General features: G+C 38.6%; 11 protein-coding genes. 5 read left to right on the top strand and 6 right to left on the bottom strand.

Features of this window, described 5'->3' with window-relative positions:
* The first annotated feature begins 154 nt into the window (after positions 1 to 154).
* The 4 genes from panP to A6E06_RS02660 all read left to right on the top strand — a co-directional run bounded on the left by panP (position 155) and on the right by A6E06_RS02660 (position 5,306).
* Positions 155 to 1,798, top strand: a complete 1,644-nt coding sequence (gene panP, locus A6E06_RS02675) for a pyridoxal-dependent aspartate 1-decarboxylase PanP (RefSeq protein ID WP_065591513.1) — start codon at positions 155 to 157, stop codon at positions 1,796 to 1,798.
* 331 nt (positions 1,799 to 2,129) lie between these two features.
* On the top strand, positions 2,130 to 2,984 hold the full coding sequence (locus tag A6E06_RS02670; RefSeq protein WP_065591512.1) for a MurR/RpiR family transcriptional regulator: 855 nt from the start codon (positions 2,130 to 2,132) through the stop codon (positions 2,982 to 2,984).
* Between the two features lie 230 nt (positions 2,985 to 3,214).
* Positions 3,215 to 3,478, top strand: a complete 264-nt coding sequence (locus A6E06_RS02665) for a GrxA family glutaredoxin (protein ID WP_060990515.1) — start codon at positions 3,215 to 3,217, stop codon at positions 3,476 to 3,478.
* A 145-nt stretch (positions 3,479 to 3,623) separates the two neighbouring features.
* Complete coding sequence (locus A6E06_RS02660; RefSeq protein WP_065591511.1) at positions 3,624 to 5,306, top strand: aspartate:alanine antiporter; 1,683 nt, start codon at positions 3,624 to 3,626, stop codon at positions 5,304 to 5,306.
* Positions 5,307 to 5,403: 97 nt separating this feature from the next.
* Here A6E06_RS02660 and fabV read toward each other — a convergent pair whose 3' ends face one another.
* From fabV to A6E06_RS02630, 6 genes are all read right to left on the bottom strand, one after another.
* Positions 5,404 to 6,606 carry an enoyl-ACP reductase FabV gene (gene fabV, locus A6E06_RS02655; protein ID WP_065591510.1) on the bottom strand — a complete coding sequence of 401 codons (1,203 nt, stop codon included), beginning with the start codon at positions 6,604 to 6,606 and terminating at the stop codon, positions 5,404 to 5,406.
* A gap of 563 nt (positions 6,607 to 7,169) precedes the next feature.
* Complete coding sequence (nhaA, locus tag A6E06_RS02650; RefSeq protein ID WP_065591509.1) at positions 7,170 to 8,315, bottom strand: Na+/H+ antiporter NhaA; 1,146 nt, start codon at positions 8,313 to 8,315, stop codon at positions 7,170 to 7,172.
* 165 nt (positions 8,316 to 8,480) lie between these two features.
* Positions 8,481 to 9,602, bottom strand: a complete 1,122-nt coding sequence (locus A6E06_RS02645) for a lipocalin-like domain-containing protein (protein WP_065591508.1) — start codon at positions 9,600 to 9,602, stop codon at positions 8,481 to 8,483.
* On the bottom strand, positions 9,602 to 12,055 hold the full coding sequence (locus A6E06_RS02640) for an FtsX-like permease family protein (RefSeq protein WP_065591507.1): 2,454 nt from the start codon (positions 12,053 to 12,055) through the stop codon (positions 9,602 to 9,604). Before A6E06_RS02640 ends, A6E06_RS02645 begins: the two co-directional genes overlap by 1 nt.
* Positions 12,036 to 12,707 carry an ABC transporter ATP-binding protein gene (locus A6E06_RS02635; protein WP_065591506.1) on the bottom strand — a complete coding sequence of 224 codons (672 nt, stop codon included), beginning with the start codon at positions 12,705 to 12,707 and terminating at the stop codon, positions 12,036 to 12,038. Before A6E06_RS02635 ends, A6E06_RS02640 begins: the two co-directional genes overlap by 20 nt.
* Before the next feature lie 125 nt (positions 12,708 to 12,832).
* Positions 12,833 to 14,212, bottom strand: coding sequence for an MATE family efflux transporter (locus tag A6E06_RS02630; protein WP_065591505.1), 1,380 nt, complete (start codon positions 14,210 to 14,212; stop codon positions 12,833 to 12,835).
* A 126-nt stretch (positions 14,213 to 14,338) separates the two neighbouring features.
* Between A6E06_RS02630 and A6E06_RS02625 the strand changes: the two genes are divergently transcribed.
* Positions 14,339 to 15,781, top strand: a complete 1,443-nt coding sequence (locus A6E06_RS02625; RefSeq protein ID WP_065591504.1) for a DUF2867 domain-containing protein — start codon at positions 14,339 to 14,341, stop codon at positions 15,779 to 15,781.
* Positions 15,782 to 15,806: the final 25 nt, after the last annotated feature.

Here is a 15,806-nt window from a genome sequence, read left to right as displayed (position 1 = left end):
CTGCGTGTTTTATAGCTATTTCCCCTCTCAAAAATAGATGTGGTACATTTTAGACGAGACATTTACGTGATTTTGTTCTAAATTGTGCCCTTATTCACAGGTAAAGAGAACGCCCACTTTGCTTTTCAATCATCAACAGAATAGAACAGATACCATGGTAACAGACAACAAAACAGCAGATGCCAACCTAGAAAGCATGTTGCGAATTTTTACTGTTCCGGAAGCTCCCGATTCGACTCTTGGTAAAATTGAACAAGAACTCTCTCAAAATCTGAATAAATTCTTAAGAGAACATATCGTCGCTGAAGAGAAGCCACTCACTGAAATTGAAAAAGATTTTACTGATTCTTCAATGCCAGAGCATCCGACTTATGTTTCAGAACATACTGAGCATTTATTAGATACGGTAGTCTCTCAATCTGTCCATACTTCGGCTCCCAGCTTTATTGGTCACATGACATCGGCATTGCCTTACTTTTTAATGCCGTTATCAAAGATAATGATCGCTTTAAACCAAAACTTGGTAAAAATTGAAACCTCTAAGGCTTTTACACCATTAGAGCGCCAAGTTTTAGGTATGTTACACCGCCTTATTTATGACAAAAAAGACCATTTTTATGCGCATTGGATGCACAGCGCCGATCATTCTCTTGGTGCTTTTTGTTCTGGTGGGACAATTGCAAACATCACCGCATTATGGGTAGCACGAAACCGCCTATTACAGCCACAAGGTGATTTTGAAGGCATTGCTAAGCAAGGTCTTTTTGCGGCACTAAATCATTATAAATATAATGGACTTGCCATCTTTGTTTCTGAGCGTGGCCATTATTCTGTTAAAAAAGCAGCTGATGTATTAGGCATCGGTCAAGACGGTGTTATTGCGGTAAAAACTGACAACAACAATCGTATTTGCTTGGCTGATTTGAACAAAAAAATTGCCGCAGTAAAAGTAAAAAACATTAAACCATTAGCTATTATAGGTGTTGCTGGTACAACAGAAACAGGCACGATAGATCCACTGCGCAAACTGGCTCAAGTCGCGCAGCGCGAAGGCTGTCACTTCCATGTTGATGCAGCTTGGGGTGGTGCGACATTAATGTCTAATACCTATCGACATTTGCTTGATGGTATTGATTTAGCTGATTCAGTCACTATTGATGCACATAAACAACTCTATGTTCCGATGGGTGCAGGGATGGTTATCTTCAAAGATCCTGAATTAATGTCATCGATTCAACATCATGCTGAATATATTCTACGTAAAGGGTCTAAAGATTTAGGTCGTCATACACTTGAAGGCTCTCGTAGTGGTATGGCAATGCTACTTTACTCTTGCTTTAATGTGATTAGCCGCCCAGGTTATGAACTACTAATAAATCAAAGTATTGAGAAAGCTAAATATTTTTCAGAGTTAATTAAGCAACAAGATGACTTTGAATTAATCTCTGAACCAGAGCTCTGCTTGCTGACCTATCGATACGTTCCAAGTAACGTAAAAGCCGCTTTATTGCTAGCCACACCAGAGCAACGAGATGAATTATATGAACATCTCGATAACCTCACTAAATACATTCAAAAAACACAACGTGAAACAGGTAAATCCTTCGTATCTCGTACTCGTTTAACGCCTGATGCCTATCAGTCTCAACCAACGATTGTTTTTAGAGTAGTGTTAGCCAACCCGCTTACTACCAAAGAAATCTTACACAATGTTCTTATTGAACAAAGAGAGATAGCGACAAGTAGTGAAATTTCGTTGCCTCAGCTTCTAAAACTCATCGACTCAATTCTAAAATAACGTACTTCTCTTCTAAAGCAGATTGTTTTATAAAATAAACAATCTGCTTTTCTGTAATTATTTTCCTTAAAATCTGAAACTTAATCACAGAATTTCAAGCAAAATGACAATATTCTTATATTTATAAATACAAACACTTTCAATTTAGAAAGTTTTTTTAGAGTTCTGTCATACTATTGTTATAAAAATACAATCAAAACAGCCATTTGTTAGAGGCAAGCAACACAAACGTATATACTTAGTTTATGTTAAATATTGATAGCGTTAACCAGAGTAACCGATTAATTATTCTGGTTAAGGTTATTGCAAATAGAATCTATGAAGAGCGCATATGAATACCATTGAGAAGATACAAAACAATTTAGACAACTTCAGTAAGTCAGAGCGCAAAGTCGCTGAAGTTATTATGGCTTCACCACAAACAGCCATTCACTCTAGTATTGCTACCTTAGCTAAAATGGCAGATGTGAGTGAACCTACCGTTAACCGCTTCTGTCGTCGATTAGATACCAAAGGTTTCCCTGATTTTAAACTTCATCTAGCACAAAGCTTGGCAAATGGTACACCTTATGTGAACCGTAATGTTGAAGAGAATGATGGCCCAGATGCTTATACGCATAAAATTTTCGAATCAACAATGGCTTGTTTGGATGTCGCTAAGAACAGCTTAGATCCTATGCAAATAAATCGGGCTGTTGACCTACTAACGCAAGCAAAAAAGATTTCATTTTTTGGCCTTGGAGCGTCCGCTTCTGTTGCTCATGATGCAATGAATAAATTCTTCCGCTTCAATATTCCAATCACATGTTTTGATGACATTGTTATGCAACGAATGAGCTGTATTAACAGTACAGAAAATGATGTTGTCGTATTAATTTCTCACACTGGAAGAACAAAAAGCTTAGTTGAAGTAGCAGAGCTTGCTCGATCAAACGGCGCGACAGTTATCGCTATTACAGCAAAAGACTCACCTCTTGAAAGAATGGCATCACTAGCAATTTGTTTAGATGTTCCAGAAGACACGGACGTTTACATGCCAATGGCAAGCCGTGTAGTACAAATGACCGTTATTGACGTCTTAGCGACTGGATTTACATTACGTCGCGGTGCTGGATTTAGAGATAATTTAAAACGAGTAAAAGACGCACTCAAAGATTCTCGTTATGAAAAAGATAATTCACTTTAATCTATTTTTAACTCTTTAATTTATATTAAGAACCGGTTTTATTTCCGGTTCTTTTTTTATAAATCCAAGTCATCCCATCTATTTTACTTCCTTAGATATAATTAACATAACCAATAGGTTTTAACTATTAATCAAAAAGGTAAAACCCTCTTTACTTTATTTTTTACAGTAGGCATAGTGTACCTATTGATTGCGAGTAATGCGCATCCCTTACTATTTGGAGTAAAGCTATGTTTGTTGTGATTTTTGGTCGTCCTGGTTGTCCATTCTGTGTTCGTGCAAAAGAGCATGCTGAAACACTAAAAGAAAAACGTGAAGATTTTAACTACCGTTATGTAGATATTCATGCAGAAGGGATCTCAAAAGCAGATTTAGAAAAAACCGTAGGTAAGCCTGTTGATACCGTTCCTCAAATTTTCATCGACCAAGACCATATTGGTGGCTGCACAGAATTTGAAGCATATGCAAAAGAAAACCTAGGCCTTTTTGATTAATCTATAGCCTATACCGATGTATTCTAAATCACCGCTCTTTAGCGGTGATTTTTTTTCATTTTATTTATAAATATGGTTATACATTCGCCATTTTTAAGTTAGACTTGCATCACATTTCCTTCTTCCATATTTCAGGCAAAATACAGTGAACATTGATGTTGCGACCTTGTTATCGCAAAACGATATATTACTTTTATTCGTTGTTCTCGCTCTTGGCTTATTTATCGCTAAAGTTAAAATCGGTAGCTTTCAATTAGGCAGTTCTATTGGTGTTCTTATCACCGCCCTCTTTATGGGTAGCCTCGGCTATACCTTTACTGCTGATTCTCTCAATATTGGCTTTATGCTTTTTATTTTTTGTGTCGGCATAGAAGCCGGTCCAAACTTCTTTGGCATATTCCTTCGTGATGGTAAGCACTACTTATTACTCGTATTGGTTGTGTTAATTTCTGCTATTTCCCTCAGTTTCTTAACTGGTTATTACTTCGAGTTAGATTATGGTCTTTCAACCGGAATGATGGCTGGCGCTCTTACTGCAACACCCGTATTAGTTGGTGCAAAAGATGCCTTAAACTCTGGCCTGGCGGTTTTACCTGAAGGTGTCGATTTCAGTAAAGTCATTGATAACCTCAGTGTCGGTTATGCCTTCTCTTATCTAATTGGTCTAACTAGCTTAATTTTATTGGCTCGATTACTACCGCAGCTACAAAAACAAAACCTACAAGACAGTGCAATGCAAATTGCTCAAGAACGTGGCATTGGCAGTGCAGGTCAGCGTAAAGTCTATCTACCTATTATTCGAGCTTATCGTGTTGGGCAAGAATTGATTGATTGGACTGATGGTAAAAACCTGCGTGAGCTAGGAATACACCGTCAAACAGGCTGTCACATTGAACGTATACGTCGTAATGGTATTCTTGCTAATCCTGATGGCGATTATATTCTTCAACAAAGTGATGAGATTGCGTTAGTGGGTTATCCTGATAGCCATGCGCGTTTGGACCCAAGCTTCAGAAACGGTAAAGAAGTATTTGATCGCAACCTATTAGATTTACGCATTGCAGAAGAAGAAATCGTTGTAAAAAATGACAATATTGCGGGCAAACGTCTTTCGGAATTAAACCTTTCTGAATATGGTTGTTTCTTAAACCGCGTAGTTCGAGCTCAAATTGAAATGCCAATTGAACATGACATTGTTTTAGCGAAAGGGGATATTCTTCAAGTCAGTGGTGAAAAGAGTAAAGTTCACCATATTGCCGACAAGATTGGTTTCATCTCTATCCATAGTCAAGTTTCAGATTTATTAGCTTTCTGTAGCTTCTTTATTCTTGGCATTATGTTCGGCATGATCACAATGAGCTTTGGACAAGTTACTTTTGGTTTAGGTAATGCGGTTGGCTTATTGATCTCAGGTATAACCTTAGGCTTTTTAAGAGCAAACCACCCTACTTTTGGTTATGTTCCTCAAGGAGCTCTAAACATGACTAAGAACCTGGGTTTATTAGTGTTCATGGTCGGTATCGGCCTTAGTGCTGGTGGAAACATCACTGAGTACTTCTCTGAAGATGGTTTAAAAGTATTAGTCGCAGCTTTGATCGTGAGTGTGGTTCCTGTAATACTTGCTTATCTTGTTGGTGCTTATATTTTAAAAATGAACCGTGCATTATTGATTGGAGCTATCATTGGTGCTCGTACCTGTGGTCCTGCAATGGATGTTGTGAATGAGCATGCTCGTAGTACCATCCCTGCACTTGGTTATGCTGGTACTTATGCGATTGCAAATATCCTGATGACCGTCGCTGGTACTATTATGATTTTATTAGCCTAATCAATTAAGATTTGTTATTGCCTTTCTTTGTTAAAGGCAAATAAAAACCCCAGAATGATCACTCACTCTGGGGTTTATTTTTATTCGCTATTATTGATTAGATATCAGCAACATCAAATTCAACCATTGGGTTCACGTCAGCGTCGTAATCAACACCATCAACGCCAAAACCAAACAATTTCAAGAACTCTTCTTTATACTCAACATAATCAGTTAAGTCTTTTAGATTCTCAGTCGTTACTTGTGGCCATAGCTCACGACAATGCTTTTGAATATCTTCACGTAATTCCCAATCATCTAAACGCAGACGGTTTTGCTCATCAACTTCAGGAACTGATCCATCTTCTTTATAGAGACGTTGACTGAACATACGCAGGATTTGCTCTTGGCAACCTTCGTGTACGCCTTCTTCACGCATTTTCTTAAATACCATTGCGATATAAAGAGGCATAACCGGAATTGCAGAGCTTGCTTGAGTCACTACTGATTTAAGAACAGCTACGTTTGCAGTGCCGCCTGTCGCTGATAGTTTTTCGTTTAGCGCTGTCGCTGCACGATCTAAATCCATCTTAGCTTTACCTAGTGCGCCATCCCAGTAGATAGGCCAAGTTAACTCAGTACCGATGTAGCTATAAGCAACCGTTTTACAACCGTCAGCTAAAACGCCAGCATCAGATAATGCACTCATCCAAAGTTCCCAATCTTCGCCACCCATTACAGTAATCGTGTCTTGGATCTCTTGTTCTGTTGCAGGCTCAACTGATGCTTCAATGATTGCATCTTTATTGGTATCAACTGCTGTTGCTGTATACGTTTCACCAATTGGTTTTAGTGTAGAACGGATCACTTCACCTGTTTCAGGCATTTTACGTACTGGAGAAGCCAGAGAGTAAACAACCATATCAATCTGACCTAGGTCTTCTTTGATTAAGTCGATAGTTTTTTGTTTTGCTTCATTAGAGAAGGCATCGCCATTCAAGCTTTTAGAGTAAAGGCCTTCTTCTTTTGCTAATTTGTCAAAAGCAGCTGAATTATACCAACCCGCAGTACCTGTTTTTTTCTCTGTCGGTGCTTTCTCGAAGAAAACACCAATAGTTGATGCACCCCCACCAAACGCAGCAGTAATGCGAGAAGAAAGACCATAACCACTTGAGGAGCCAACAACTAATACACGCTTAGGAGCATTAACAATTGGGCCTTGTGCTTTAGTTAGGGCAATTTGTTCTTTCACGTTGTTCTCACAGCCAACAGGGTGAGTGGTTGTACAAATGAATCCACGAATTCTAGGTTTGATGATCATGTTCAACTTTCCTTTTAATAATTACCTCTAGGATAAAAGGTTCTTATCCAATTCGCATCCCATTTATGACAATTTTTGTCAAAATAGTGAGTGGTTGGAGGTGTCAGAATATATTTCAATAAAAAAATAGCATTCTCTTCGCATTTTTTTGAACTATCTAAATAAAGTGAAGTCTGATGTTATGTTCATAATTCCACTGCTTTTTCTTGATTCATTCAAGTAACCCGTTATCTCGCTTTTAGCGCTTATAGATAACGGGTTTTTCTTTTTTAGCCATTATAAAAAAGAAAAAGAAAAAAGTTGAACTAACTTAACTATCGCAAGTCTGAATAAGTACCCGTTGATGATTAATGATTGAAATTTAGCAGGCCGCCAAGTTTTCTATCATCAACTGCATAGCTTTTTCATAATTCCTATATTCCTTTTGCCCAATCTATTTGTTTGGGCTTTTTTTTACCTGAAACAAACCTAAGTTAATAGAAATTAACATCACTGAGCAAATAAATATACCGACAAAAAAATACCCCGCCTAAGCGAGGTATCTAATCTAAATCAAACTAACATTACGCTTTCTTTGGTAGTGAAATACTTAACAAGATATAACCAACAACAGCGGCTAATGTTGACCCCATTAAGATACCAAGTCGAGCTAACTTATCAAACTCTGGATTCGCACCACCAAATGCCAGTGATGAAATAAAGATCGACATTGTAAAACCAATACCACAAAGAACTGAAACCGCAAAGATGTGCTTCATGTTCACGCCGGTAGGCAGCTTCGCTATTCCTGATTTTACTGCAATATAACTAAAACTAAAGATACCTAATGGTTTACCAAGGAACAAGCCTAACGCAACACCTAGTGGTAACGTTGTTGTTAAACTATCAAATGATACGCCTTCTAGTGAGATACCCGCATTCGCAAATGCAAACAGCGGTAATATACCAAATGCAACGTATGGGTGCAGAGCATGTTCCATGTGTTTCAACGGAGAACGTTCGCCTTTATTCCCTTTAAGTGGAATAGCAAAACCGAGTACAACACCGGCTAACGTAGCATGAACGCCAGACTGTAAAACACTAACCCATAGAATGAAGCCAACAAGTAAATACCAACGGATCTTAGATACATGTTTTGAGTTTAGTAGGAATAAAATCCCTGTCATTACAAAACCAATCACAAGCGCTAACACTGATAAATCACTGGTATAGAAGAAAGCAATAATAACAACAACACCTAAGTCATCGATGATTGCAAGTGCCAGTAAAAATACTTTTAAGCTTACAGGTACTCGGTTACCAAGTAATGCCATGATACCTAAAGCAAACGCAATATCAGTTGCCGCAGGAATAGCCCAACCAGATAAGGCTTCAGGGTCACCCATATTAAACGCAACATAAACCAGAGCTGGAGCAAGCATGCCACCAACAGCGGCGATAGCAGGGAAAATTGCCGTTTCTTTCGACTTTAACGCACCTTCAAGAAGTTCACGTTTTACTTCTAAGCCAATCAATAAAAAGAACACAGCCATCAAGCCATCATTGATCCAATGTGAAACAGACATACCACCAATATAGGTATGTAAAAAAGTATCGTACATTGGAGCAAAAGAAGAGTTCGCGATCATCATCGCTATAGCTGCAGCAATCACAAGAAGGATGCCGCCAGCTGATTCTAGTTTAAAAAAATTCTTAATAACATCACTCATAAGATGTCCTTCACTTATAATTATAGTTTACGGAAAAACGAAAAATAAAGTCTAACCGTTGTTTAAGACCAAGAATAATCGCTTGTTCAGAGTTAAAACATCGGAAATACCGAAGTGTTGACCGATATCCTCAGATTTATTCGTATCGATAATGCCATCCTTGTATCAATACCCTGTTAGTTGCATAAACCCTGTTACTCGATGAGAACCTGTTGTTGTTATCGGTCCTTGCCAATAAGGTATATATGTATCTAACCATTGATCATTTCTAACCACTTGCGTAGTTAGATTAATTTTGTATTTTGGTGCGTTTATTATCCATTGAAGCGGTAGTTTACGTCCGTTACTCAGTTCACTAACTGGCAAAGTTTGTAACGTAAAATCAGCATCACTTAATGCAACTGAATTACCATTTTTATACAATAAAGCTCCATACTGGTAAGAAAGTTGTTCTTTGTGTCTATATTGAGCCACAAGAAGCTTACGGTTTTTATCTAAATTAATAATAAACCAATCCCAACCTTGTTGATATTCATCTAGAAAACCACTAGCCCATTCATGTTCTAAAATTGCGTCACCAGAAACCGTATACATTTCATTATCTAAGGTCATCTTTCCATGAGCAGTAAGAAAGGGGAAAATATACTCATAAGAAGCAACTGGAAGCAAATCGTGTTTTTTAGAGTAACCATGATCACCTAAAGGAACTGGTTTGCTATTTGAATTCATCGATAACGTTAAAGAAAAGTCCTTTGCTGTAACTGATAATATCCCAGGGAAAGGAGCCTTACCTAAACTTCGCCACTGCCAGTCATCAATCCAAACCCGGTAAGGTCTCTGATTAATACCTGCCTGTCCAATTCCTCCACGAGCTAAACGCTCAGCTATCCATTTTTTATCCTTTGTTGTAATAATCACTTTAGCTATATATAAACGAGGATCTAACCACCCTTTTGTTTCTCGATCATCACTTGATATACGAAATATCGTCCACTGAATTCCAACACTTTCCCCTTTCTGATTAAAGGCATTTACCGTCATTACCCATTTTTCGTGTTGGAAATTAGCATGTTCATAAAAATCTTTGGGAAAGCTTAAAGGTGAATCCGGAAGGACAGGTGCAAAATATGAATAATCCGATTGAGAAAAAATGTTATTAATTTCATTATATTCTTTCGTATCTGCATCTTTCCAATTAATGTAATAAACAGCAGAAAACCCCAAAATTAACACAAATATAAAAAGCGATACTTTAATGCTACTTTTATTTAAATTATTTGATTGCATTACAACGATTCCCTAAGTGAGACAATCGCTTGTCGTTTTGTCACTCTCCACACCGTTGCAGAGCCAGCAGCCGTTAATGCCAGTAACGTCCAGAAGAACGTGGTGATATATTCTACAGGGAAATAATTGATTTCCATTGTCCAACCAAATGCGTATTTCATTACGATATCAATTAATAACTGAGAAAGAACAAGGCCTAATGGCAAAGCGATAAGCATCGTAAACACCCCAATCATCAATAATTGTAAGCCTCCCAATAAAATCAATTCTTTTCCAGAGAGTCCCAGGCAACGCAATAATGCAGTTTGCCGTTGTCGTGATACCTCACCAACTAAAGTAGCAAAAAACAAACCAAATACCGCAATAACTAAGGTTAAATTACCCAATGTTCCAGTCACTATAAACGTACGGTCAAAGACTTTCATTGCTTGAGTTTGGATATTATTATTATCGTTAATTTGCTCAATAGGCAGCCTGTACTTCTTCAAAATACGTCCGATAAGCTCTGTTCGCTTATCTTTATCCGTTAAAACAATTCCTATCCCTGTTTTACCTTGCCCGCCAAATACTTTTAGCCAAGCATGGTGAGAAAGTAATAGCTGATTGTAAGGATTACCATAATCATAATACACACCTGAGATCTGCCAATTGTCACCCATTGGCACCGGTAAATCTAAATAATCACCCGGTTTTAAATCCCATTTTAATGCCATCGATTCACTAATCAATACACTACGTTGGTGGTGAAGTGAATACCAAAAATCAGGGATAGCGACCTTCATTGTCAACGCGCTTTTTTCACCCAATGTAGAACCGGTACTTAAAATTTCTAATTTTCCATATTCGGTTGGATAATCGATGGTCCACTGTCTCCAAACCGATTCAACCTCTGGTTGTTTTTCTAACCAATAACTTATTCTACTTGCAGATGCTTTACTTGGCTGAATATAAACATCAGCAGCAAGACGTTGCTCAAGCCAATTGTTAGTCGTAGATCTAAAACTCCCAACCATTGTCTCAACGCCAATATTAGAAGAAAGAGCAAGCATGAAAGCCATTGCAGCAACACCACGATAGCTTAAGCTTGCTGCAGAATCAGAGAAGAACCATCGCGCTTTAGCTGAAGGTAAGCGATAAGATAGCCAATCAAAAAACGTCCATAAAATATAAGGGGTTAATAATCCTACGCTGATCATTAAAAACCCAATCAAAATAAATCCGTTTTCATGATTTTGGGGTAATAAATTAACCACATAAGCCGCCACACAAAAAACGCATGCAACGATTGCTTGAACTTGAAATTCCTTGCCAGCAAAACGAGCTAAAGACAAACGAGCAGTCAAACGAATGGGCTCAATACTGAGTAAGCGATAAAGTGGCCAGCCACACGCTAAAATACAACCTAAAACAGCCATCCATAAACTTTGGTAGCTCCAACTCCAGCTCCAAGTTATCAAAAGGTCCACATTAGCGTTGTATAGTGAAGATAGACTGTTTGAAACAGCAGGTATGAGCTGATTGGCTAAAAGTAAACCGAAGAAATTGCCGCTTAACCAGCCAATGATAGCCCATAAGCCCACTTCAATACTCATCGCAAAAACAAGTTCTTTTGTCGATACACCAATTTGTCTAAGGGTGCCGACCAATGGTTGTCGTTGGACAAACGAAAGTGACATAGCTTGATAGAAAATAAATAAACCAACCACAAAAGACAGCATTCCCATCGCCAATAAATTGGTATGGAATGCTCTTGTTAATGCAGTAAGCCCTGATTCTTTATGGGTATCTAATTGCAACCCTCTAGGTAACATTCTCTCAAGACGTTTTATTTTAGCCTCTGACATTGCACCGCAAAGTATGAGATCGAAACCCGGTTTATGCCCTAACATTTTTGTTAACGCTATATCAGAAAAAATGTTAGAACCAGATAAACGTTGGTCCTTATCAACAACTACAGGCCCTACATTTGATTGGTTTTCAAGTTCAATGTAATCGCCATCATCAAGGTTAAAATAAGAAGCCAGTGGCTGACTAACAATGATAGGAAAAGGTGGATGCATTAATGCCAACATATCCGTGGTACTTGCCAGGTTATTCGCTGATATCTGCATTAAAGCGACCGGATCTATCCCTATCAATGAGATGTCTATGTCGTTTTTCGTTGCTAGATGCAACGTTTGAATTGGCATACAAGAGGTATAACCTGCACGGCGCAAGTTAATATAAAACGCCTGAGGAACAGAGATATTTTCTTGAATCGCACGAATACGATGGGGAAAAGGATTTGAAAATAATTTTTCACCCTCGCTATAACTACTTTTAGCGTGATGATTAATAGCAAGAACACCAACAAGAAGTGCCACACCAAGGGTTAAACCAAGCCACACTAAAAATATTTGTAATGGGTGTCTACGGTAGTGTCCAAAGAGAGCTTTAGCTACCGGAAATAACATTTAATTGTCCTCCCTGAAGCCTCACTAACCCATCCATATGACCTGCCACTTTCTCACTGTGTGTCACTAATAATAGCGTACAATGAAGATCACGAGATAATCGAGTCAACAAACGCATTACTGCTTCAGCATTTTTTTCGTCTAAGCTGCCAGTCGGTTCATCGGCCAATAATAACTTTGGTTCCATATACAAGGCACGAGCAATCGCAGCACGTTGTTGCTGACCACCAGATATTTCTTCAGGATAACGGCCTAATAGAGGCATAAGATCTAACGCTGAAATAATTTGACGCCACAAAGCATCATCGTCTCTCAAGCTTTTGAGTTGACGACAAAACCGAATATTATCAGCAACAGTTAGCGTTGGAAGTAAATTAAACTGTTGAAAAACGAGTCCAATATTATTTCGACGATAAGACGTTCGAGAGCTTTGCTTTGGAGAGTGCATAGCAAAACCAGCAAGATCTATCTCTCCACTGTCCACACTATCTAAACCTGCAATAAGATTTAAAAGGGTACTTTTGCCTGAGCCACTTTCACCCATTAAAGCAATTTGAGCGCCTTGCTCAATTGTTAATTCTGCACCTTGAAGGATTGGATGAAATTCTCCACCATCCAAATATCCCTTATTCAGGTTTGTCAGTTTTAACATGTCCCCTCTCAAACGGTGTTTTGTGATATCGGTTACAGAACTTACACTATAACCCCTCTTTCATAAAGCTTTTTATACCTTAGGGGGGGACGGTTCACCGATACCACTCAAAAACCGAAGTTTTGTTACGCATCTACCAGATTTTTAATCCATTTTTTTGATTTCATTCGAGAAATTGAAGCAAACCATTTCACTATTTCTTCCACAACAAATAGAGCATAAACATACTCAGGAGGAAATCCTAAGACTAATGCACCAATTGCTACTATTGGGATCCCTATAAACCATTGAGATACTATGTCTTGATATAAGCAATATTTAACATCTCCACCTGCACGTAATACCCCAACAATAGCCGTAAGTGGCACACTGCGGATCACAATAATAATCGCCAAAATTGCCATGAATTTCTCAGCAATCGCACGAGTTTCTTCCGTTAACGCCGGGAACATATCTAGGATCTGGTGTTGGAAAACCATAACAAATAACGCAATAACCATACTGGTCGCGACGCTTAACGCAAGTACTCCCCAACTTTGGTAATAAACAGCTTCATATTTTTTTGCACCCAATTGATTACCGATCAATACCGATGCCGCGCCTGCAGCACCAATAAGGAAACTCAGCGCAATAGATTCTATAGGTGAAATAACAGATAACGCCGCTAAACCTTGTACACCTGATTGACCCATAATTGCATGGTAAGTAAAAATACCCGCAGCCCAGGCTAAAAAGTTAAATGTTGTTGGCAAAGAAAGGGAAAGGAACTTAGAAATTTTAGGCCAATTCAACACTGCTTTTATTTCTTCTAAACCAAAGCTTAATAAATGCGAGCGACTATAGAGATAGCTATAAAGGAAAATAATCTCAATAACGCCACTGATCAATGTCGCTAATGCTGCCCCTTTAATTCCCATAGCAGGAGCGCCTAAATTACCAAATATTAATACCCAGTTAAAAAAGACATTAGAGACAATACCAATACCACTAAAAAATGTACTTACTCCTGGCTGATGGATAGATCGCAAGCCAACAGCCATACTACTGCCACAAGACACAACATACATGGTTAACGCAGTGATAAATAAATACTCTGCACCCAAATCGATAACTTCTTGTGAATTGGTCGCCAATGACATTATTTGATGAGGGATAAGCAAAAACAGCACAACAGGAACCGTTGCCATGGCCATACTAACCATCCAAGTTAATGCTGTACTTTGACGTACACCTTCTTTATTTTGTGCACCCCAATATTGAGCGGTTAATAAAGCACCACCGGTAGTCACGCCCACTAACATAATAGTCGTAACAAACGTCGCTCGGCTGGCAACGCCAACAGCCGCAATCTCGGCTTCGCCTAATTGGCCAAGCATGAGTACATCAACAAGTCCTCGACTTGAGAACATGATATTTTGCAGTGCAATCGGGATTGCGATCATAATTAATCGCTTAAGAAAGTCACCTCGAGTGTGACCAATGACATTAGAAAGAAAAACAGACATGAAGAACCTCAAATAAACAACAAATTAACTATTTGCACTACACAAGATCCATTAGGTATATGCCTACAAATTGTACTAGAATCAAACCGTAATTAATATTTATATTCACAAGGTAAAGGAGCAATCTTGAATAAAAAAAGCACAATCCTAATCGTTGGTGCCTCAGGGTATGTTGGCTCACAATTAATCCCACAATTATTACAACAAGGGCACCAAGTCATTGCCTGTGCTCGTAATATTGACTATCTACTTGATAGGGTTGTTGACCATCCAAATTTGCAATGTTATTACCTTGATTTAGAAGACGCAGGTTCTATTCTTCCTATGATGGAAAGTTGTGACATTGCCTATTTTTTGGTTCACGGAATGTCACATGGTCATGATTTCATTGATTATGAAGTCTCTCTTGCTGAAAATTTCAAAACCGCTGCTGAGCAATCTTCTCTTAGAAAAATCATTTATTTAAGTGCATTACAACCTGAAGGCTATCAATCTCAACACTTACTGGCTCGCAAGAAAACAGGAGAGTTATTACGCTCAACAGGTATACCCACGATTGAAATAAACTCAGGGATCATTATTGGTACGGGATCTGCCGCCTTTGAAATAATGACCGATTTTGTCAATCATTTTCCTGTATTGATCTGCCCTGTTTGGATTAACTCGCAAGCCAATCCAATTGCGATAGAAAACCTCAATTATTACTTAATCCAATGTATTGATTATCCTCTGACCGAATCCATCACATTTGAAGCGGGTGGACCTGAAACGGTTAGTTACCAATCCCTATTTCAGCTTATTGCTACACGAAATCACCGTTCGATTAAGATTATTCCTACACGCTTTATCAGCCCTTCTTTCGCAGGCTTATGGCTTGGTATTGTTACTTCTGTTCCTTCCGATTTAGGCCGAGCCTTATTAGCCGGAATTGATCATGACCTTATTGCTGATAATACAGACATACAACGTGAATTCCCCCAACCGTTACTCTCGTTATCTGACGCCATAAACAGAGCACAAGAAACCAATGATGAAACCATCAAAAGTGAGATATGGGGATTTGACCCAAGTGCTTTAAAGCGCTGGAAATCCGACTATGGATTTTACCCAAAACAAGCTGGCGCAAGTTTTACCACAACCGCTTCAGCTCAACAGCTTTGGACTGTAATTGAGCGCCTAGGCAGTAAAGAAGGTTATTTCTTTGCTAATGCATTATGGCGAACCAGAGAATGGTTAGACCCTTTACTCGGCGGTTCATTTCCAATCAGAAGAAGACCAGAGTCAGGTAAAGTTCAATTAGGCGACCATATTGATTCATGGAAAGTGATCCGCTGTGAAGAAAATAAATTCTTATCTCTACTTTTTGGGATGACCGCTCCAGGGTTAGGGCGACTAGAATTTTCGATCAAAGAACTGGAGGGTAACCATCGTCAACTAGATGTTCGAGCATGGTGGCATCCAAAAGGATTCTGGGGATTAATGTATTGGTTTGCTATGTTTCCTGCTCACCTATTTATTTTTAAAGGTATGGTTAAAGCCATTTGTAAAAAAGCTGAAGCTGAAGAATAAAAAGCAATTAAGAAACGCTCACTAT

This window comes from Aliivibrio sp. 1S175 (assembly GCF_001690985.1).
Classification (GTDB): domain Bacteria; phylum Pseudomonadota; class Gammaproteobacteria; order Enterobacterales; family Vibrionaceae; genus Aliivibrio.
Note: the sequence above shows the minus strand (reverse complement) of the source record. Positions and strands in the feature narration are given on the sequence as shown.